General features: G+C 38.8%; 19 protein-coding genes. 16 read left to right on the top strand and 3 right to left on the bottom strand.

The features are described from left to right. The first annotated feature begins 199 nt into the window (after positions 1 to 199). The 12 genes from fba (at position 200) to ACHABW_RS18105 (ending at position 14,097) form a co-directional block, all read left to right on the top strand. Positions 200 to 1,060, top strand: a complete 861-nt coding sequence (fba, locus tag ACHABW_RS18050; RefSeq protein ID WP_435757289.1) for a class II fructose-1,6-bisphosphate aldolase — start codon at positions 200 to 202, stop codon at positions 1,058 to 1,060. A gap of 205 nt (positions 1,061 to 1,265) precedes the next feature. Continuing rightward, positions 1,266 to 2,966 (top strand): purine-cytosine permease family protein, encoded by a 1,701-nt coding sequence (locus tag ACHABW_RS18055; protein WP_435757291.1) that lies wholly within the window; start codon positions 1,266 to 1,268, stop codon positions 2,964 to 2,966. 123 nt (positions 2,967 to 3,089) lie between these two features. Continuing rightward, the gene (iolB, locus tag ACHABW_RS18060) at positions 3,090 to 3,905 is read left to right on the top strand and encodes a 5-deoxy-glucuronate isomerase (protein WP_435757293.1); all 816 of its coding nucleotides are present in this window, start codon (positions 3,090 to 3,092) and stop codon (positions 3,903 to 3,905) included. 78 nt (positions 3,906 to 3,983) lie between these two features. After that, a complete protein-coding gene (gene iolC, locus ACHABW_RS18065; protein WP_435757295.1) occupies positions 3,984 to 4,970 on the top strand; it encodes a 5-dehydro-2-deoxygluconokinase in 987 nt (328 codons plus the stop codon). Between the two features lie 9 nt (positions 4,971 to 4,979). Then, positions 4,980 to 6,896 (top strand): 3D-(3,5/4)-trihydroxycyclohexane-1,2-dione acylhydrolase (decyclizing), encoded by a 1,917-nt coding sequence (iolD, locus tag ACHABW_RS18070; RefSeq protein WP_435757297.1) that lies wholly within the window; start codon positions 4,980 to 4,982, stop codon positions 6,894 to 6,896. An 18-nt stretch (positions 6,897 to 6,914) separates the two neighbouring features. Then, on the top strand, positions 6,915 to 7,808 hold the full coding sequence (gene iolE / locus ACHABW_RS18075) for a myo-inosose-2 dehydratase (protein ID WP_435757299.1): 894 nt from the start codon (positions 6,915 to 6,917) through the stop codon (positions 7,806 to 7,808). A gap of 15 nt (positions 7,809 to 7,823) precedes the next feature. Beyond that, complete coding sequence (locus ACHABW_RS18080; protein ID WP_435757301.1) at positions 7,824 to 8,837, top strand: Gfo/Idh/MocA family protein; 1,014 nt, start codon at positions 7,824 to 7,826, stop codon at positions 8,835 to 8,837. Positions 8,838 to 8,855: 18 nt separating this feature from the next. Further along, on the top strand, positions 8,856 to 9,683 hold the full coding sequence (gene iolI / locus ACHABW_RS18085; RefSeq protein ID WP_435757303.1) for a 2-keto-myo-inositol isomerase: 828 nt from the start codon (positions 8,856 to 8,858) through the stop codon (positions 9,681 to 9,683). 31 nt (positions 9,684 to 9,714) lie between these two features. After that, positions 9,715 to 10,725 carry an inositol 2-dehydrogenase gene (gene iolG / locus ACHABW_RS18090; protein ID WP_435757305.1) on the top strand — a complete coding sequence of 337 codons (1,011 nt, stop codon included), beginning with the start codon at positions 9,715 to 9,717 and terminating at the stop codon, positions 10,723 to 10,725. 181 nt (positions 10,726 to 10,906) lie between these two features. Then, positions 10,907 to 11,917, top strand: coding sequence for a Gfo/Idh/MocA family oxidoreductase (locus ACHABW_RS18095; protein WP_435757307.1), 1,011 nt, complete (start codon positions 10,907 to 10,909; stop codon positions 11,915 to 11,917). Between the two features lie 27 nt (positions 11,918 to 11,944). Next, positions 11,945 to 12,868, top strand: coding sequence for a myo-inosose-2 dehydratase (gene iolE, locus ACHABW_RS18100; protein WP_435757309.1), 924 nt, complete (start codon positions 11,945 to 11,947; stop codon positions 12,866 to 12,868). A gap of 44 nt (positions 12,869 to 12,912) precedes the next feature. Continuing rightward, the gene (locus ACHABW_RS18105; protein WP_435757311.1) at positions 12,913 to 14,097 is read left to right on the top strand and encodes a Gfo/Idh/MocA family protein; all 1,185 of its coding nucleotides are present in this window, start codon (positions 12,913 to 12,915) and stop codon (positions 14,095 to 14,097) included. A gap of 659 nt (positions 14,098 to 14,756) precedes the next feature. Here the strand turns inward: ACHABW_RS18105 and ACHABW_RS18110 are convergent. After that, a complete protein-coding gene (locus ACHABW_RS18110; protein ID WP_435757313.1) occupies positions 14,757 to 16,529 on the bottom strand; it encodes an alpha-glycosidase in 1,773 nt (590 codons plus the stop codon). A gap of 286 nt (positions 16,530 to 16,815) precedes the next feature. On the opposite strand from ACHABW_RS18110, the gene manA reads away from it, so the two are divergent. Further along, on the top strand, positions 16,816 to 17,775 hold the full coding sequence (gene manA, locus ACHABW_RS18115; RefSeq protein WP_435757315.1) for a mannose-6-phosphate isomerase, class I: 960 nt from the start codon (positions 16,816 to 16,818) through the stop codon (positions 17,773 to 17,775). 244 nt (positions 17,776 to 18,019) lie between these two features. Here manA and ACHABW_RS18120 read toward each other — a convergent pair whose 3' ends face one another. Beyond that, positions 18,020 to 18,268 (bottom strand): hypothetical protein, encoded by a 249-nt coding sequence (locus ACHABW_RS18120; RefSeq protein WP_435757317.1) that lies wholly within the window; start codon positions 18,266 to 18,268, stop codon positions 18,020 to 18,022. A 32-nt stretch (positions 18,269 to 18,300) separates the two neighbouring features. Then, positions 18,301 to 18,828 carry a single-stranded DNA-binding protein gene (locus tag ACHABW_RS18125; protein WP_435757319.1) on the bottom strand — a complete coding sequence of 176 codons (528 nt, stop codon included), beginning with the start codon at positions 18,826 to 18,828 and terminating at the stop codon, positions 18,301 to 18,303. Positions 18,829 to 18,997: 169 nt separating this feature from the next. Between ACHABW_RS18125 and ACHABW_RS18130 the strand changes: the two genes are divergently transcribed. The 3 genes from ACHABW_RS18130 to hpf all read left to right on the top strand — a co-directional run bounded on the left by ACHABW_RS18130 (position 18,998) and on the right by hpf (position 20,605). Beyond that, the gene (locus ACHABW_RS18130) at positions 18,998 to 19,183 is read left to right on the top strand and encodes a hypothetical protein (protein ID WP_435757321.1); all 186 of its coding nucleotides are present in this window, start codon (positions 18,998 to 19,000) and stop codon (positions 19,181 to 19,183) included. Between the two features lie 304 nt (positions 19,184 to 19,487). Continuing rightward, complete coding sequence (locus ACHABW_RS18135) at positions 19,488 to 19,685, top strand: cold shock domain-containing protein (RefSeq protein ID WP_120689036.1); 198 nt, start codon at positions 19,488 to 19,490, stop codon at positions 19,683 to 19,685. A gap of 371 nt (positions 19,686 to 20,056) precedes the next feature. After that, on the top strand, positions 20,057 to 20,605 hold the full coding sequence (hpf, locus tag ACHABW_RS18140) for a ribosome hibernation-promoting factor, HPF/YfiA family (protein WP_110938723.1): 549 nt from the start codon (positions 20,057 to 20,059) through the stop codon (positions 20,603 to 20,605). The last annotated feature ends 51 nt before the right edge of the window (positions 20,606 to 20,656 follow it).

Below are 20,656 nucleotides of genomic sequence, written 5' to 3' on the forward strand. Positions count from 1 at the left end.
TTATCCTTTCTTAAATTCCCTTAAAATAGCAACTATCTAAATAATACCAAACTATTATCAAAAGTACACTAATATTAGCTTTTATTTAGGAAAAAAATAATAAAATAACTAAAACTTTATCAAAAGATACCAAAAGTATATCAAAAAGTGGTAAGATATTGACTATAAATAAACAAGATATATATGGAGGGAATAAAAAATGTCGTTCGTTTCTATGAAGCAAATGTTAATCAAAGCAAAAAAAGAAGGATATGCAGTTGGTCAATATAATATTAATAACCTTGAATTTATTCAAGCTTTTTTGAAAGCTGCGGAGGATGAGCGTGCCCCTATTATAATCGCCGCATCAGATCGTTTAGTTGATTTTCTAGGAGGTTTCCGCAATATTAGCGGAATGGTGAGAGCGATTCATGAAGAAAAAGGGATAACTGTACCAGTAGCACTTCATCTCGATCATGGTCAAACGGTGGAGCGTTGCAAGTTAGCCATTGATGCAGGATTTACTTCGGTCATGATAGACGGCTCCCATCATCCTATTGAACAAAACATTAAAATGACGATGGAAGTAGTCAAATATGCGAAAAAGCATGGTGTTTCCGTTGAAGCAGAGGTAGGCACAGTAGGTGGGAACGAAGATGGTTTAATTGGTGGTATTAATTATGCAGATGTTGGTGAGTGTAGAAGGATAGTAGAAGAAACGAGCATCGATGCATTAGCCGCAGCTCTCGGTTCGGTACACGGTCCGTACCAAGGGGAACCCCAATTAAGCTTTGATACTATGAAAGAAATCTCGGAAGCTACTGAAATTCCACTAGTATTACATGGAGGGACGGGAATTCCACAACACCAACTTCAAAGGGCGATTAAACTTGGTCATGCAAAAATTAATGTAAACACAGAAAATATTCAAGCTTGGACTAAATCTGTAAGGAAATCACTCTCTGAAAATGAATCCGTTTATGAACCGCGCTTAATCTTACTTCCTGCTATCGAAGCAGTCGTTGAAACTGTTAAAAATAAAATACGCGAATTTGGAACTAGTGGGAAAGCAGTTGAATAACCCAATGACTAAGGCTGAACTCTTAACTTCAATCATAGAATTAGTCAAGAATTCAGAAAAAAGTAGTAGTCACAATAAAAAGAATATTGAAAGCGGTTTAATTAAGTGTTATATTATTAGTAGATAAAAAACTTAACTAAGGAAAAAATTTTTACAACATAATGTAATCGATTGCAATCAGTGGAAATGTGAAGGGGTTGAAGGCATGGCACTTCGAAAGGAAGATTTGCAAACTGTTGAAGATATTGATGTTTCCCATATTCCAAAAGAGGATCGTCCGATATCTCAATATCAACTTCATGGAAAACGACGGTTTCTTGGTCTATTTGCAGGAGAACACGTAGCTGGTACAGAATTTGTCATAGGCGCAACTTTCGTCATGTGGGGGGTTGCAGCATCTGATGTGATTATCGGTTTAATATTCGGAAACTTACTCGCAGTATTAACATGGGCTCTATTTACGGCCCCAATTGCTACGGACACGAGATTGACACTTTACACCTATTTAAAGAAAATTTCAGGACCAACCATGCAGAAAATTTATAATGCTATTAATGGAATTTTCTTTTGTATTATCGGTGGGGCAATGGTTACTGTGTCCGCCTCAGCCGTTCGCGAAATACTTAATATTCCGATTCAAACAACATGGTATCCGACGAGCTTATCATTCATTGCTATCGTCTTAGCTATCGGAACTATTGTCGCGGTCGTTGCAGCATTCGGTTTTAAATCAGTAACACAATTTTCGTCGATTTGTGCTCCTTGGTTAGGTGTTGTGTTCGTGAGTGGTGCTCTCGTTGGTTTATATTATTTGATTGGAGCTTCCACAAGTGTTACTGGATTAAATTCAATGTCTGATTTTATGATATTGGCAAATGAAAGTGTTTGGGTATCTAATCCTGAGAGTCAGTTCACATTTTATCACGTTATTGCTTTCGCTTGGATCGCTAACCTAGCGATGCATGGTGGAATGAGTGATATGGCGATATTCAGATATGCTAAAAAAGCCAGATACGGATTTATCTCAGCTGTAGGAATGTTTTTTGGGCATTACGTTGCATGGATATGTGCAGGAATTATGGGTGCTACAGCGGCCGTTATCCTATCAACTAGTTTAACTCAATTAGATGCGGGAGCGGTTGCTTATAATGTTTTAGGGGTGACTGGTGTTATCGCAGTTATCATCGCTGGATGGACGACATCAAACCCGACAATATATCGAGCAGGGCTAGCTTTTCAGACAATCTTCAGTAAACACTCAGTTAAAACAGTGACATTGGCAACAGGTGCTCTTATTACATTGATTGCTTGTTTCCCTTTCGTTTTCACAAATTTATTAGATGTTGTTGGATTTATGGGAATGATCTTACTACCTGTTGGAGCAATTATTGTTACTGAACACTGGATTTTCCCTAAACTAGGTTTTACAAGGTACTGGGCAAGTTACAAAAAATTGCATTTAAACAAACCAGCTCTTTCAAGTTGGATCATTAGTGCGTTATTTGTCATTGTCATGACAATGACACAAGTAATTCATGTGTATTTTTTAGCAGTACCGACATGGTTAATCGCTTCTGTATCATACATTTATTTAGCAGGAAAAGCTGGAGCTAAAGAGAAATACCCAATGGAAGAGCGTGAGGAAAAATTAATTCAAGAGAAGTTAACAAAAGAGCAAGATCGAGATGCATTGTTAGAGGTAGAGGCTCAAGTTACTACGGAAAAGAAATTCTCGTCTTTGTTTTCGGTCACTGCTTTGCTTGCAGGAGGTAGCATTATCACATTGTTAGTAAGTTCATTCATGGTGTTTTCAGGCTCATTGAATATAGACATCTATAAGATTATCGCATTAGTATCAACGGTTGCTTATTTTGTCTTTGCAACTTACTGGACTAAAAAAGTGTAATGTACTCGAAAACATAAAGAGTAAATCGAGGACACTTTTAGCAAGGAAAACATATTTTTTTATGAACAAATGTAATCGATTGCAATTATGTAATGATTACTACTTGAAGGAGGATGTTTAATTATGAGTAAGTTGATTCGAAAACCACAGAGTAAAGAAGTACAGCCAGGGGTTACGTTAGTTCATGAAATTTCATCAAATAATTCCGGACTTGAGTATGTCAGCTTCAAAATGATTGATCTTGATCCAGGAACGATCTTCTCAGAGGAGTTAGATAAAATAGAATGTTGCGTTGTCGCAGTAACTGGAAATATTACCGTGACGGATGGGGAAGAGACATTCGAAAATATCGGAACACGTCAGTCAGTATTTGAGAAAAAGCCTACAGACAGCGTGTATGTTTCTAACGATCGGAAATTTGAAGTGACAGCTATTAGCAAGGCCAGAGTGGCGCTGTGCTATTCACCTTCTGAAAAACAATTACCTACAAAACTAATCAGAGGTGCTGATATTAAACCAGAGCACCGTGGCAAAGGAAATAATCAACGGATGGTGCATAACATCTTGCCGGATGATGATCCTTCCGCAAATAGCTTGTTAGTAGTGGAAGTTTTCACAGAAAGCGGGAACTGGTCCAGCTATCCGCCTCATAAACATGACCAGGATAATCTGCCAGAGGAATCAATGCTGGAGGAAACCTATTACCATGAGCAAGATCCAAAACAAGGTTTTGTTTTCCAAAGAGTGTATACAGATGATCGATCATTAGATGAGACGATGACAGTTGAGAACGGAGATATGGTTATTGTTCCTAAAGGTTATCATCCAGTAGGTGTCCCAGCAGGATACACTTCTTATTATCTCAATGTGATGGCAGGTCCTCAGCGAATTTGGAAGTTTAATAATGATTCAGATCACGAGTGGATTATAAACTCATGAATGTGCATGAACAAGTGAATGAAACGTTAGAAAACTTTCAGAAAACAATGAAGCTAATTAAAAGGAGATGTTTATTTTATGACTATATCATTTAATACTGACAAAGAATTTGACGTAATTGCTGTAGGGCGAGCATGCATTGATTTGAACGCTGTGGAGTTTAACAGACCGATGGAAGAAACCATCACATTTCAAAAATATGTTGGCGGTTCTCCTGCTAACGTTGCAATCGGAAGTTCAAAATTAGGCTTAAAGGCTGGTTTTATCGGTAAGATACCGGATGATCAGCATGGTAGATTCATAGAGCAATATATGAGTAACGTTGGCATTGATACATCAAACATGGTCATCGACAATGACGGGCACAAAGTAGGTCTGGCTTTCACGGAAATAAAGAGTCCTGAGGAGTGCAGCATCCTTATGTATCGAGAGCAGGTAGCAGATCTTTATTTAGAGCCGGCAGAAGTAGATGAAGAATATATAAAACGGACGAAAATATTACTTGTTTCAGGAACGGCATTGGCACAAAGCCCATCTCGGGAAGCATTGCTTAAAGCAGTGAAACTAGCGAAGAAAAATCATGTAAAGGTTATTTTCGAATTGGACTATCGTCCATACACGTGGAAATCCAAAGAAGAAACAGCCGTCTATTATACACAGGTTGCTGAACAATCAGATGTTGTGATCGGTACACGCGAAGAGTTTGACATGATGGAAAACCTTGACCATGAAGGTGAAAATGAAAAGACAATCAAGGACTTGTTTCAGCACTCTCCGGAGTTGGTAGTCATCAAGCATGGCGTCGAAGGTTCTTTTGCCTATACAAGATCAGGCGAAACATACCGTGGTAAAGCATATAAAACAAAAGTGTTGAAAACATTTGGTGCAGGTGACTCCTATGCGTCGGCCTTCCTTTATGCCCTCGTATCAGGAAAAGATATTGAAACAGCATTGAAGTATGGCAGTGCATCAGCATCGATTGTCGTAAGTAAACACAGTTCTTCAGATGCGATGCCAACAGTAGAAGAGATAGAGAAATTAATTGGGGAAAATAATACAATATAAGGGGCGTAAATGATGGAAAAGATCCGTTTGACGACAGCGCAAGCACTCATTAAATTTTTAAATCAACAATATGTGCATATCGATGGCGAAGAATTCCCGTTTGTAGAAGGAATTTTCAACATCTTTGGTCATGGTAACGTATTAGGAATTGGGCAAGCATTAGAACAGGATGCTGGACACCTAAAAGTGATTCAAGGGAAAAACGAACAAGGAATGGCACATGCTGCGATTGCTTACAGTAAACAAAAACTTCGTAAAAAGATATATGCTTTAACGACATCAAGTGGACCTGGTTCCGCGAACTTAGTAACAGCAGCTGCAACAGCGCTAGCTAACAATATCCCGGTTTTACTCATTCCGGCGGATACATTTGCTTCCCGTCAACCCGATCCGGTGCTCCAACAGTTTGAACAAGAGCACAGTACAGCTATTACGACCAATGATGCTTTGCAGCCAGTATCTCGTTATTGGGATCGCGTTACACGCCCGGAGCAGTTAATGTCTAGTCTTATCCGAGCATTTGAAGTGATGACGGATCCAGCAAGATCAGGTCCAGCGACTATTTGTATTTCTCAAGATGTAGAAGGAGAAGCCTTCGACTACGACGAAGAGTTTTTCAGGAAACGTGTCCATTATATCGATCGGAAGCAACCGGTAGAGAGAGAACTAAAAGGAGCTACCGAACTAATCAAGCAAAGCAAAAAGCCACTGATTGTAGTAGGTGGGGGAGTGAAATATTCCGAGGCCCGTGAAGCAATTATGGCGTTTTCCGAAGCCTATGATATCCCACTTGCAGAGACGCAGGCAGGAAAATCAGCAATAGAGCATACGTTTAAGAATAATTTAGGCGGTCTTGGTATCACAGGAACTTTGGCGGCAAATAAAGCTGCTCGTAAAGCAGATCTAGTCATTGGTGTAGGAACGAGATACACGGACTTTGCAACCTCATCTAAAACGGTTTTCAATTTTGAAAGTACGAAATTCTTAAATATTAACGTCAGCAGGATGCAAGCTTCGAAATTGGATGCTTTCCAAGTAGTAGCAGATGCAAGGACAACGTTTGAAAAGTTAATGCCCATGTTGGAAGGCTATAAAAGTTCTCATGGTGCAACCCTCCAAGAATTAAAAGAAGAGTGGGCGGAAGAGCGAAACCGTCTTCGTCATATCACATATGATCGAGACAACTTTGATCCAGAAGTGAAAGGGCAATTCTCGCAGGAAAAATTGAATCGCTACGCAGATACATTGAATACGAACTTTCCGCAAACAACAGCACTTTTGACCATTAATGAAACGGTGGATAAGGATAGTGTGGTTGTATGCGCAGCAGGATCTCTTCCAGGTGACTTACAGCGTTTGTGGCAATCAGAAGTTCCAAATACGTATCATTTAGAATATGGGTACTCTTGTATGGGCTATGAAATTTCTGGAACCTTGGGCGCGAAATTAGCGGAACCCTCAAAAGAAGTGTATGCAATGGTAGGAGATGGAAGTTTCCTGATGCTTCATTCTGAGTTAATTACGGCAATTCAGTACAATACGAAGATTAATGTCCTTCTGTTTGATAACTCTGGTTATGGTTGTATAAATAACCTTCAAATGGATCATGGCGGCGGAAGCTACAATTGTGAATTTCGCACGGCAGATGACCAGGTGTTAAACATAGACTACGCCAAAGTTGCGGAAGGCTATGGGGCGAAAACCTACCGGGCAAATACGGAAAAAGAGTTAATAGCTGCTCTGGAAGATGCCAAAAAACAGGAAAAATCTACGTTGATTGAAATGAAAGTTTTACCTAAAACAATGTCTGAGGGTTATGAAGGCAGCTGGTGGAATTTAGGTGTAGCAGAAGTCTCTGAAAAAGAAAGTATCCAACAAGCATACAAATTCAAGGAAAAAATGCTTGAAAAAGCGAAGAAGTACTAAAGAGAATGGAGGATATATATGGGACAAGAGCATATTCAATGGGGGATCGCCCCGATCGGTTGGAGAAATGATGATATCCCTGAGATCGGTAAGGAAACGACCCTGTCTCACTTACTGGGAGATGTGTATATTTCAGGTTTTGACGGGACAGAGGTCGGTGGCTTCTTCCCGGAACCTGAAATATTAAACAAAGAATTAACACTGCGTCATTTAAAAGTTGCCTCAAAATGGTTTAGTAGTTTTATTATTCGAGATGGTATTGAAGAAGCATCCAAAGAATTTCATGAACATTGTGCTTATCTGAAAGCCGTCCATGCAAGTGCTGTGGTTGTTTCCGAACAGTCACACAGCATTCAAGGAACAAGTAAAAATGTTTTTCAAGAAAAACCTTATTTTAATGATGGAGAATGGCAAGAGCTTTGTGAAGGTTTAAATACATTAGGAAAAATTGCCGAAGAGTATGGGTTGTTGCTCGTTTTTCATCACCATATGGGTACAGGGGTGCAAACATTAGAAGAAGTCGACCGCCTTATGGAAAATACCGATCCGGTGCACGTACATTTGTTATATGATACGGGACATATTTTCGTATCTGATAACAATTATATGGATCTATTAAGAAAACATATGGATCGAATTAAACATGTTCATTTTAAGGATATTCGAACGAATAAGATGGAGGAATGTGTAAAAGAAGGGAAATCCTTTTTAGATTCATTTTTGCATGGCATGTTTACTGTACCGGGAGATGGAGACATAGATTTTGTCCAAGTCTATCAAGAATTACTTTCGGCAGATTACAAAGGGTGGATTGTGATTGAAGCAGAACAAGACCCGGCCAAGGCTCACCCGCTAGAGTATGCACTTATCGCAAGAAAGTATATCGATCAGAATTTATTAAAGATTAAATAATAGGAGGCATTACTTATGATGTTAGGATTTGGAGTAGTTGGAACAGGTGCAATAGGAAGAGAACATATGAAGCGGATTTCGAACACGGTAACTGGAGCGGAAATTCGCGCGGTTACAGATGTGAATCAAGAAGCTGCTCGAAAAGCAGTAGAAGACCTCGGTTTACAAGCTTTAGTTTATTCGGATGATTCCGCACTTATTCAAGATGATAATGTCGATGCCGTTCTTGTCACGAGTTGGGGACCAGCGCATGAAGCAACTGTCTTGAAGGCAATTGAAGCAGGGAAATTTGTTTTTGTTGAAAAACCGTTGTCTACAACTGCAGAAGGATGTATGAGAATAGTCGAAGCAGAAATGAAATATGGTAAGCGTCTTGTACAAGTTGGCTTTATGCGTCGTTATGACCAGGGATATCGTCAAATGAAAGAAGCAATTGACAACAACTTTATCGGCGAACCACTCATGATCAAATGTGCACACCGTAATGCTGAAGTAGGCGAGAACTATACGACAGACATGGCTATTTTGGATACGCTTATTCATGAAATTGATACACTGCATTGGCTAGTGAATGATGATTATAAGTCGATTCAAGTGACTTATCCGAAGAAAACCAGGAACGCGTTAAAGCACTTGAAAGATCCGCAAATTGTGACGTTAGAGACAGTCGGTGGAATTATTATGCAGGCAGAAATTTTCGTGAATTGCAAGTACGGATATGATATCCAATGTGAGGTTGTCGGTGAGGAAGGTGTCGTAAAATTACCTGAAGTGAGCACCGTTGAATACCGTAAAAATGCAGTACTGGGTTCCACGATCCTTATGGATTGGAAATACCGTTTTGAAGATGCATTTAATAAAGAATTCCAAGACTTTATTGACTCTACAAAAGAAAAAGGCGTACCATCAGGGCCATCCGCTTGGGATGGATATATTGCAGCTGTAACAGGAGATGCAGGAGTGAAAGCGCAGGAATCAGGCGAGAAAGAACCTATTAGACTTGAAGATAAACCAGCATTCTATAAATAATATGAGGAGGTTTTAACTATGAAACTATGTTACAACCAAGCGACGACACTTGAAAATTCGAATCTTGAGAAGGACTTAGATCTTTGTGAAAAACACGGGTATGACTATATTGAAATTCGTACCATGGATAAGTTACCGGAGTATTTAGAGACTAAATCATTGGACGACTTAGCAAATTATTTCCAATCGAATCGTATTAAACCATTAGCTATGAATGCACTCGTGTTTTTTAACAATCGTAATGAAGAGGACCATAAGAAAATCATTGATGAGTTTAAAGAGACATTAGAAAACGCGAAAAAAATAGGTGCTGAGTTTATCGTTGCTGTTCCTTTAGTGACGGAATTGAAAATACTACACAAAGATATTAAATCGAGCAGTGTAGAGGTTTTAAAGGAGCTTTCTGATTTGGCAAAGCCTTACGGAATTAAAGTAGCAGTAGAATTCGTTGGTCACCCGCAATGCACGGTAAATACGTTTGGACAGGCGTATGATATCGTGGAAACCGTTGATCGTGAAAATGTAGGAGTCGTTCTAGATTGCTTTCATTTCCATGCTATGGGTTCAGACATCGAAGATTTGAAAAAAGCAGATGTTTCAAAAATCTTTATCGTTCACATTGATGATACAGAGGACTTCCCAATTGGATTTTTGCGAGACGAAGATCGGGTTTGGCCTGGACAAGGTGTGATCGACTTACAAGGAATCTTATCGATTGTTAAAGAAAAAGGATATTCTGGTGCTGTTTCTGTGGAGTTGTTTCGACCGGAATATTATACGTGGGAAGCAGAAGAGGTAATTAAAACTGCAAAAGACACAACCCTTGATGTACTTTCAAAGTTATAGTTTTCTCTAACATTTGTTGAAAGGGGTTGCTATGAAAACATTAACACTAGGCATTATAGGAGCAGGGCGAATTGGACTGTTACATGCGAATAATATTCTTGGCTCGTCTAATATGAGATTAAAAGCTATTGCAGATGTTTATGTTGAACAATTAAACGGAACAAACATCGAAGAGCAAGTACCTGTTATTACGAAGGATCCACAGGATATATTTAATGATGAGGAAATCGATGCGGTATTAATTTGTTCTTCAACCGATTCTCATATTTCTTTTATCAAAGAAGCTGCAAAAGCAGGAAAACATATCTTTTGTGAGAAGCCAATTAGTTTTAATATAGAAGATACTAAAGAAATACTAGCGATAGTCGAGGATGCAGGTGTGAAGTTTCAAGTTGGCTTTAACCGTCGATTTGATAAACACTTTCGAAAAATTCATGACCTTATTGAAGATGGGCAGATTGGAAATATTCATTTGATTCGGATTAGTTCTCGAGACCCGGCACCTCCACCAGAAGAGTATGTACGACGATCTGGTGGAATGTTTATGGACATGACGATTCATGACTTTGATATGATGCGTTATTTTTCAGATAGTAAAGTCGTTGATATTACTGTTAAAGCAGCGAATTTAGTTGATCCGATGTTTGGTCGTCATAACGACGTAGATACAGCAGTCATCACATTGACTTTTGAAAATGGTTCGCTCGGTGTAATTGAGAATAGTCGTGAATCAGCTTTTGGGTATGATCAACGTGTAGAAGTTTTTGGGAACCTTGGATCTGTTGCTGTAGAAAACGAATCAGAAACGAATATCAAAGTTTCAAAGAAAGAAAATGTCTACTTAGATAATCCGAAGCACTATTTCTTGGAGCGATATAAGGATGCTTATTTTGAAGAAATTCAGGAATTTTCAAATGCGATTCTTGGTGATAAAGCTGTTATTTGTTCAGGGGAAGATGGGTATAAAGCGGAACAAATGGCTTCTGCCGCCAAGCGATCATGGCTAGAAAATCGCACAGTTCGTTTAGACGAGGTGAATTAGCGAAGGTTGGTATCGCGTAACATATCCGTTCGGCGTAGAGGAGAAGGACTGGAAATTAACCTTAAATTTTCAGTCCTTTCCTTTGGACACTTTTTTGATAGCGCTTACTTTAACAGCGTTTACTGGTAAATTTCATGATAACATTCTGATGATTAAATCTAAATGAAAAGGTGGTTTTAAGATGAAAGAAACAATTAGATGTGCAGTGTTAGGATTAGGAAGGTTGGGTTACTGGCATGCTGAGAATCTCGCTTTTCGAGTGAAGGGTGCGGAGCTAGTTGCTGTTTGTGATCCAATGCCAGGAAGGGCCGAACAAGTTGCCCGGCAATTAGGAGTCTCAAAGTGGTCAGATAATCCGGATGATATCTTCAATAATGATAGTGTTGATGCTATCGCAATTATTACACCTACAAACACGCACGCTGCAATGATAAAAAAGGCGGCAGAAAGTAAAAAACATATCTTTACTGAAAAACCAATTACAGAAACGTTAGCACAGGCAGATGAAGTGATTGCAGATATTCAAAATAACGGGGTTTTCTGTCAGGTTGGATTTATGCGACGATTTGATCCAGCATATGTCGCGGCAAAAAACCGGATCAATAAAGGAGAAATAGGGAAGCCACTTTATTTTAAAGGGATTTCACGAGACGGAAATACACCACCACCGGATTTCATTAAAAATAGTGGCGGATTGTACTTGGATTTTTCGATTCATGATTATGATGCAGCCCGCTTTTTCCTTGATCAAGAAGTAAAAACGGTAAATGCACAAGGAAGCATTGTTCGACATGATTTCGTTGCAGAGTATGGCGATGTCGACCAAGCACTCACGTTTTTGACGTTTAATGATGGTGCGGCAGGAGACATCGAAGCAAGTCGTAATGCGTATTATGGCTATGATATTCGTGCCGAAATTATTGGTACAGAAGGAGCCATTCAAATCGGTTCTCTAAAAAACCTTGATCTTCATGTGTTAACTAAAGCGGGGAAGACACATGATATATTACCGGATTTTCCGACACAGTTTGGTGAAGCGTATTTACAAGAAATGGTTGCCTTTATTGATAGTTTACGAAAAGAAGAAAAACCGTCTGTTAATGAAGTCGATGGGAAAATTGCTTTAGAAATAGCCGTTGCAGCGACTGAATCCTATAAACAGAAAAAAACGATAGAGTTAAACGTAGACTAAAAGACTAAAACAGAAAGGAGAGATCAAATGACTAACGTTACTAGTTTTAAACTTGGAATTGCTCCGATTGGCTGGGCGAATGATGATTTACCAGACCTGGGAGATCGTTATACATTTGAAAACATTGTAGATGACCTTTCGAACTTAGGCTATCAGAGTACAGAACTTGGACGAAAATTCCCAACTGACCCGGAAGTGTTAAAAAAAGAATTATCTTCAAGATCTGTACAACTATCGAGTAAATTTGTCGGTACTCATTTTTCTGTTCCTGAAAAAGTAGCGGAAAGCCTGCAAGAAATAGAAGACTGGTTGGATTTTCTTATCCCACTGGGAGTAAAATATCTCATCGTTTGTGAAATGGGAGGATCGATGCATTGGGATCATCTAAACCGAGGCAAAGACGAGCGGGTATTTCGCCTAGATGAAGAAAGTTGGAAACAGTTGATAGACGGCTTGCATCAAGCAGGGAAACGCTGTAAGGAGCGAGGAGTGAAACTGGTTTATCATCCTCATGGAGGAACGGTGATTGAGTCAGAGGCAGAAACCAATCGTTTAATGGCATTAACAGATCCTACGCTCGTACACTTGTTGTATGATTCCGGTCATGTATACTATGGAGATGGGGATCCGATTAGAGTCTATCAAAATCACCGTAAAAGGATTCAATACATTCATTTGAAAGATGTCAGAAAATCAGTTTTACAGGAAATGAAAGAGCAAGAGATGAACTTTAGAACAGCTGTACGGAACGGAGTCTTCACTGTGCCTGGAGATGGAGATATTAACTTTGAACCTGTTTTAACAGAAATGCTTATCGAACACTATGAAGGATGGGTAGTTGTGGAAGCGGAGCAGGATCCAGAAATAAATGATCCGTACGAAATGGCGAAAAAAGCAAAAGGATATATTGACGAAACAGTGCAAAAGATAAACGATCGATTATCTAGGTGACAATTTACTGTCAAATAACTAAAGTGAAGGGAGCTACTATTTGGATGAAAAAGTTTAATGTTGGTGTTATCGGGATTGGCGATATTAGTGACGTTTATCTTGATAATTTAAAGAAATACGATATTGTAAACGTCGTTGCTTGTGCAGGTAGAAGTCTTGACAAAGCGGGTAAAAAAGCAGAGCAACATGCTATTCCAAAAGCATATGCAACGAGTCAAGAACTGATAGAGGACCCTGACATAGATATCATCCTTAATTTAACGGTCCCCGCCGTTCATGCAGAGCTTACAATGCAGGCTTTAAATGCAGGAAAACATGTGTATTCAGAAAAACCGTTAGCGGCAACTCTCGAAGAGGCAGAACGAATTCTAGCATTAGCAAAGGAAAAAGGACTTTACGTTGGATGTGCTCCTGATACTTTTTTAGGTGGTCGTCTTCAAACGTGCCGGAAGATAATAGATGAAGGAAGAATTGGAGAGGTTACTGCTGCAACTGCCTTTGTTGTTACCCCAGGGCCAGAAATGTTCCACCCTAATCCCGATTTCTTTTATAAACCAGGTGGAGGACCATTGCTTGATATCGGGCCTTATTATATGACAACGCTTTTGTCATTACTTGGGCCAGTAAAAAGCTGCTGTGCCATGTCAAAAAGAACCCGTCTTAAACGAACAATAGAAAGTGAGCCAAGACAAGGGGAAATAATAGATGTTGAAGTAGAGACACACATAACAGGAAATCTTGAATTTGTGAATGGTACTATCGCCACAATGATTACTAGTTTTGATGTTTGGGATTCTGAACTGCCGAGGATTGAAATATACGGGACAGAAGGTACAATCTGCATTAATGATGTTGATCCATTAGATGGACCAAATCTTTTTGGCGGTCCTGTGTTTTTGAGAACGAGGGATAACTCTAGGTGGAATGAAGTACCTAGAAAAAAAGCCTATGAAGAGTGGGAAGAAGTTAAAGTGGAACATTCATTTAATGAAATTAGCCAGGAAAAAAATAGCAGAGGGATTGGGCTTGTAGATATGGCCTATGCCATTAGAGATCAAAGGGAAGAACGGGCAAGTGGAAAAATGGCATTCCACTCTTTAGAGGCGATGGAAGGATTACTGAAATCAGCTAAAGAAGGAATTTTTTATCATGTGAAAAGCACGTTCAACCGACCAGAACCCTTACCTGTCGATTTTCCGAGAAACGAAGGAATGAAAACCACTTATTAACAACCCAATGATAGAATATTAACCTCCACTTTTATAACGAAATAAGTTATAATTCAAGAAAGGGATTTCACAATAAAACTCTCTAATTAAATAATTTAATAAGGCTAGCTTCCATTCAGGCTGGAGCTGGCCTATTCGTTTTTCTATATAATGATATCTTATCACCTTGAAGAATAGGGTATAAGATCATACAGGGGGAATTTCAGATGGCTGAGCAAGAACAGGAACAGAAGAAAAAATCATTCTTAAAAACATGGTCCACTACGATTGCGGCAATTATTTTTGTGATTATTTGGACAATTTTGCAGTGAAATAGTTTAACTAAAAGAAACATCCCCACCTGCGCAAAGGGGTTAAGCACAGGTGGGGATGTTATTTATCGAATATAAGTACGAGTTAGTTTAAGATGATGTTCAAAAGGTACAGTCTTCACAGTTATAAATTTCGTTTACCGTTGCCATGTCATTCTTCACAAAGAATATGTCTCGTTTTAAGTTTCTTGGCCGTCGGAGAATTGCTCTTCTTAATCTTGAAGGAACCTCCCTTTGAACATGTTAGTTAAACGTAAGTGTTAAAAAGAAACGCTCACTAACTATACTATGGCCAAGGTACATTTGTTTTATACATTAAAGGAAAAGAAAAACGCAAAGCGTCTTTTATTATTGATCCTTTAAAATAACTGCGCTTACCGCCTCAACTTCCACAGTGATTTCCCCTTTTAAAACTTGATATTTTTCATCTGTATCCATATTTCGAAAGGTTCCCGCAGAGATGTTTTCAAGTGTCACCTTTTGCTTTTGATTATCACTGTTTAAGATAATAATGAAACGATCCATCACATCTGTTCGCTCAAAGGCTATTATTTTTTTGTCTTTTTCAGCCAACAGAAAACGAAAGGTACCGTCTCTTAAGGAGCGATGGTCTTTTCTAAGCTGAATTATTTTTTTATAAAAGGCAAGCATGTTCAGGTCTTGGTGTTCTTTCTCCCAAATCATCGGTTTTCTGCAACCTGGGTCTGCCCCACCTGCCATACCAATCTCATCACCGTAATAAATACATGGCGCCCCACTATAGGTAAGTTGGAACAACGCAGCGAGCTTCATTCGATCCTTATTCCCTTTTGCAATCGTAAGCAATCGCGGTGTATCATGGGAATCTAATAAATTAAAGGCAACCTCATTTGCTTGTTTCGGATAGGCAATTTGCATCGCATCGAGTCTACCCATAAAAGATGCCGCATCAATCTCATCCTTCACAAAAAAGTCGAGAATACTATTTGTAACCGGATAGTTCATCACAGCATCAAACTGATCTCCCCCCAGCCAGGCCATTGAATTGTGCCAGGTCTCACCGAGTATATACGCCTCCGGATTTGCTTTCTTTACGGTATGACGGAATTCACGCCAAAATTGATGGTCAATTTCATTAGCTACATCTAAACGCCAGCCGTCAACCCCAATATCCTCCACCCAATAACGGGCTACTTCCAATAAATATGCTTTCACTTCCGGATGCTCCGTGTCTAATTTAGGCATTTCCGGAACGAAACCGAATGTATCGTAATTTAATGGATTAGTGGAGACTGGGAAACTTTTAATATGGAACCAGTCTTTAAAACGTGATTTTTCTCCGTTTAGTAAGACGTCCTGAAAAGGAGGGAAGTAATAGCCTGAATGATTGAAAACGGCATCCAACATAATTTTTATTCCTTTTCTATGTGCTTCTTTGACTAGTTTCTTAGCAGTATTATTGTCACCAAATTGTGGATCAACTTTTAAATAATCGATCGTATCGTATTTGTGATTGGAATGTGCTTCGAAAAATGGCGTGAAATAAATACATGTGATTCCTAAGTCTACTAAATAATCAAGATTATCAATGACACCTTGTAAATCTCCGCCGAAAAAATTAGTTGCTGTTGGCACAGCATCAGGTGTCCATGCTTCCACTTCTTTAGGACTAATGGAAGGATCCCCATTTGCAAACCGCTCAGGAAAAATCTGATAAAATACAGCATCTTTCACCCAGTCGGGAGGAGAATGAACGTCGATAGGGTTTAAATACGGGAATTCAAACATGCCTGAAGGTGACCAAAGCATGCCGACTCCAGAAGAGCTTAGTTTATCCTTTGTAAAGCCCACTTCGTTTAAAAAAACAGTTTGATCCTTTGTTTCAAATTTAAAGGCATAAGCAAACCGGCGAAACGGAGGTTTTATAGCAACGTGATAATAATCAAATAAATCATCTTGTGCAAAAACAACCATTCTTGTAGTGGTCACTTTTTCAGGAGAAAAGTCATACTTGTCTCCCCATACTACTGATACACGATCCATATCATGTTGCTTCGTGCGAACACGAATATGTAAAGTTTCTTCATTATAGGCATAGGCATACTGAGATTTAGGTTGGTGATAAATGGCTTCCAGTAACATGTTATTCCTCCTAGTAGATTCTAAGTGTAAACCATCAACATGAACAAGGATTGAATCAATGAATGGTTACAGGTAAACTGAAATAAGAACAGTATGAACATTCAATAAGCGCAATCGTTTGCACTAAAAGCCAATAGATTAGACCTATTGCTAGAAAAAGTATAGCATGGTGTATGTAAACGTGTCCAATATAATACTGAGATTCTTATTGCTGTAACTCCATGAAGATAAGACTAGACGCTTTGCTTGCTGCGAAGATATAAATTATAGAGAGGGCGTAATAACGATGAAAGATATTTTAAAATTGGAACCGGTATTGAAAGAAAAAGTATGGGGTGGAAAGAAGCTGAAAGAGTGTTACGGATATGATATTCCCAGTAACCAAACGGGGGAGTGTTGGGGAATTTCTGGACATGAAAATGGCACGAATATTGTAAGTGAGGGATCATATGCTGGAAAAACAGTTCGTGAACTATGGGAGAACCACCGGGAATTATTTAATCATGAACAGGGGGACGAGTTTCCACTACTAGTAAAAATTATTGATGCGCAGGATGATCTGTCAGTGCAGGTTCACCCTGATGATCAATATGCTTTGAAGCATGAAGGCTATGCCTTTGGAAAGACAGAGTGTTGGTATATTCTTGATCGCGAGCCTGGTGCAAAGCTGATACTGGGTCATGGAGCCTCTACTAGAGATGAGCTGAGTAACATGGTTGAGGAAAAAAGATGGGATGATCTCTTTAACAGTGTGGAAGTAGAACCGGGAGATTTTATCTATGTACCAAGTGGAACCGTTCATGCCATTGGTAGCGGCGTGTTAATACTTGAGATTCAACAAAGTTCTGATATAACGTATCGTTTTTATGATTATGATCGACCTGGCCAAGATGGCCAAATGAGGGAGTTACACATTGAGGATTCTATTGCGTGTTCCATGGTACCTCATAAGGATGCAACACCTGCTAGACCTGCTTGGGAAGAAGACGGTTTGAAAATTGAAAGACTTATACAAGAGAACTATTTCACCGTTCACAAATGGGTGTTGGAGAAACGGTCTGGTGCGTTAAAACGAGCGAACATGTCGTATCAATTAGTGAGTGTTATTGAAGGTGCCGGTCAAATTCAAACAGAGGAAGCGGCTCATTTACTGAAAAAAGGAGACCACTTTATTATCCCTTCCACCGTTCAGCACTATGAAATTAGTGGAGATATAACAGTAGTAGTCTCAGAAACAACGAAATAATTCTGGTTTTAGGAGCCCTCGATCTAGCATCAGTTTGAACGGAGAGATACTATCCGAGGACGGATGTAATTAGTAATTAAAAGATAAGAAAGTATAAGATGACAGCTATCTTCATGCCGCACGTAGCAAGGGGAAAACCATTCTCCTTTCGAGTAGCACCTACACGCACTTCGTAGGTGCTACTCGGGGTGGCGAAAGATAACGCTGTATTTAACAAAAGAAGACGCTTTGCGTTTTACTTATTTTATTTATACTGTAGCGATTGATTATCTAAAATGGATCGAAGCAATACATCATCTGAATTCATGTTTTCTATGTGTCTGATATCAAGATTAACTTTAAGTTCCTGTAATGTGTCTTGTATTTGTTTGAGGTTTTCCTGTTGATCAAACAAGCATTCATTTAATTCGTCTAAGTCGTCACGCTTTATTGTGGCAGCTTCTATTTTTGCTAATTTGTGCATGACCATTTTAAGCAAATCCATTTCGTTCATTCAGGTTGTCTCCTTTCGTCATTTCATTTAGATTATTTTTGTGAAGTGGCTAAGGCGGGTGGTACTTGTTTATTGTTGGATGGTGTAGACAATATTGGAGGGGTGTTCGTATCCAAATTCGTGGAAGAAGCTTTGGTGTGTGATTCATTTGAAGCTACACGGTGATTAGCACTGCTTGAATCTTCTAATTCTTGAGGTGCTGAAGGAATAGGTACTTCTTGGCTTTGCTTTTGATGGGCTTTTTTAAGGTGAAGGAAAACGACATTATCTGCAATTATTTCTGGCGAAGTAATCCGTTTCTGGTTTTCAAGTTCTTGCGTCCTCATATGAATTCTGCCATTAAGAGAGACTAATGACCCTTTCGTGCAATAGTCTACAATTGTTTCGGATAACTTCCCCCAAGTAACGCACGGAATAAAATCGGTGTCGTAATTTCCTGACTGGTTTTTAAATGGCCGTCTAACTGCTAACGTAAATCGAGTATACGAACCACCTTCTCTTGTAGTTTGAAGTTTTGGATCTTTAGCAATTCTTCCTATTAGTGTGAGTTGGTTTAACATTGGCAGGCTCCTTTTAAATTTTTTAAAACTAAAAGTATTGGATCATGAAGTAAAGTCTGCAAGCCTCCTTTAAAAGTTGATTGTTGAAAAAATAAAATGGGGAGAGGAAGCAACGGAGAGACGTTGCTCCTCTATTGAGTATTGTGACCAGAGTCGAAGAAGAGTTTACTTGGGTGATGCCTATGTAAAAAGTAAACCTGTTGCTGCCCCTTGGATGTCAAGAGGAACGCTGATCACAGCTCAATTGAGTAAACATCAATTGAGAAGTGTGGTTATTATTAAAACGAATCTGGGTAGTGTGCGTGTAGGGTTATCGTTCAATAAAAGAAAAAAAGGGGGGATGAGCGGATTTTAAAGATTTAGATGACTTAACGGTGATGTTATTAATCAGATCATAAAGGGAAATTAAGAATAAATAAATAGGACTATTTTCGCTGTTTTTAGAATTTTATGTAATTTTATACCCAAATTTATGCTTATTAGGGACTTAGAGGTAGAAAATAAATGATGGTGTGAGGTGAATACTAAAAAATCTAGCACATAGGCCTATTAGTCTGAATAATCTGTTTAAAGGGGATTGACGACAATTCTCTGGGTTTGTTATAGTTTAATTGTGGAGTTTTCCACAGATTTATTAATGAAGGGATCGTGTTATACACATGCAAGGAAAAGTAAAATGGTTTAATGCAGAAAAAGGATTCGGATTTATTGAGCAAGAAGCGGGAGACGATGTATTCGTGCATTTTTCTGCTATTGATCAAGAAGGATTTAAGTCTCTCGATGAAGGCCAAGACGTAGAATTTGAAATTGTTGAAGGGGACCGAGGTCCACAAGCAGCGAACGTAGTGAAGCTTTAATTCGGGGATAAAGAAGCTTTTTATAAATTAATTTAAATGTATATGTAGCCTGTGTTCTCTTTAGAGAGCACGGGCTATTTTTTAAACGTTGCTTTTGGTAAGAAGGCTAGGATTCGTTCTAAGCTGATAAAGATAATGTTAAAAAAGCTTTCGTTTAAAAATAACCAAGTTTTTGATAAAAATAATAGAAATGATTAGGGTCTGTAGTCTGGTTGTTTGCCTATTGGAATGCTAAATGTTTCTAAATGTGAACAGAATGTAAACTTTTCTACATTTTTCGATAAATAATTTAAATTTTATTTAAGTTTAAGCAGGAATGTTAAGGGGAAGTGAAGAATATTACTTACATACCCGAAAGGAGGAGTTTGCTAATGAATTTTAATATTCGTGGCGAAAACCTAGAAGTAACTCCAGCATTAAGAGAGTACGTTGAAAAAAAGGTAAGTAAACTTGAAAAGTATTTTGATACAATCCCATCTTCAGATGTACACGTGAAATTGAGCGTGTTAAACAACGATCAAAAAGTTGAAATCACCATTCCAATGCCGAAGCTTTTACTTCGTGCAGAAGAAAAACATGCCGACATGTATGCGGCAATTGATCTTGTAATTGAAAAATTGGAACGACAAATCAGGAAACATAAAACAAAAGTAAACCGTAAATTTCGCGGTGATGACAGCTTAAAGTATATGTTTAAAAATGAATTAGAACCTCTTGCTGAAGAGGACTTCTCAGAAGATGAAATTGAAGTTGTTCGTACAAAGCGTTTTGATTTGAAACCAATGGATGCAGAGGAAGCTATTCTGCAAATGGACATGTTAGGTCACAGCTTCTTTGTATTTTCAAGTTCTATAAGCGGATTTACAAACGTCGTTTACAAGCGTAAAGACGGTAGATACGGCTTGATTGAGCCAGAATAAATCTTATCAAATAAAGGAGTGTTGACCTGGAACTAGGTCAACACTCCTTTT

This window comes from Salipaludibacillus sp. CF4.18 (assembly GCF_051262595.1).
Classification (GTDB): Bacteria; Bacillota; Bacilli; order Bacillales; family Salisediminibacteriaceae; genus Salipaludibacillus; species Salipaludibacillus neizhouensis.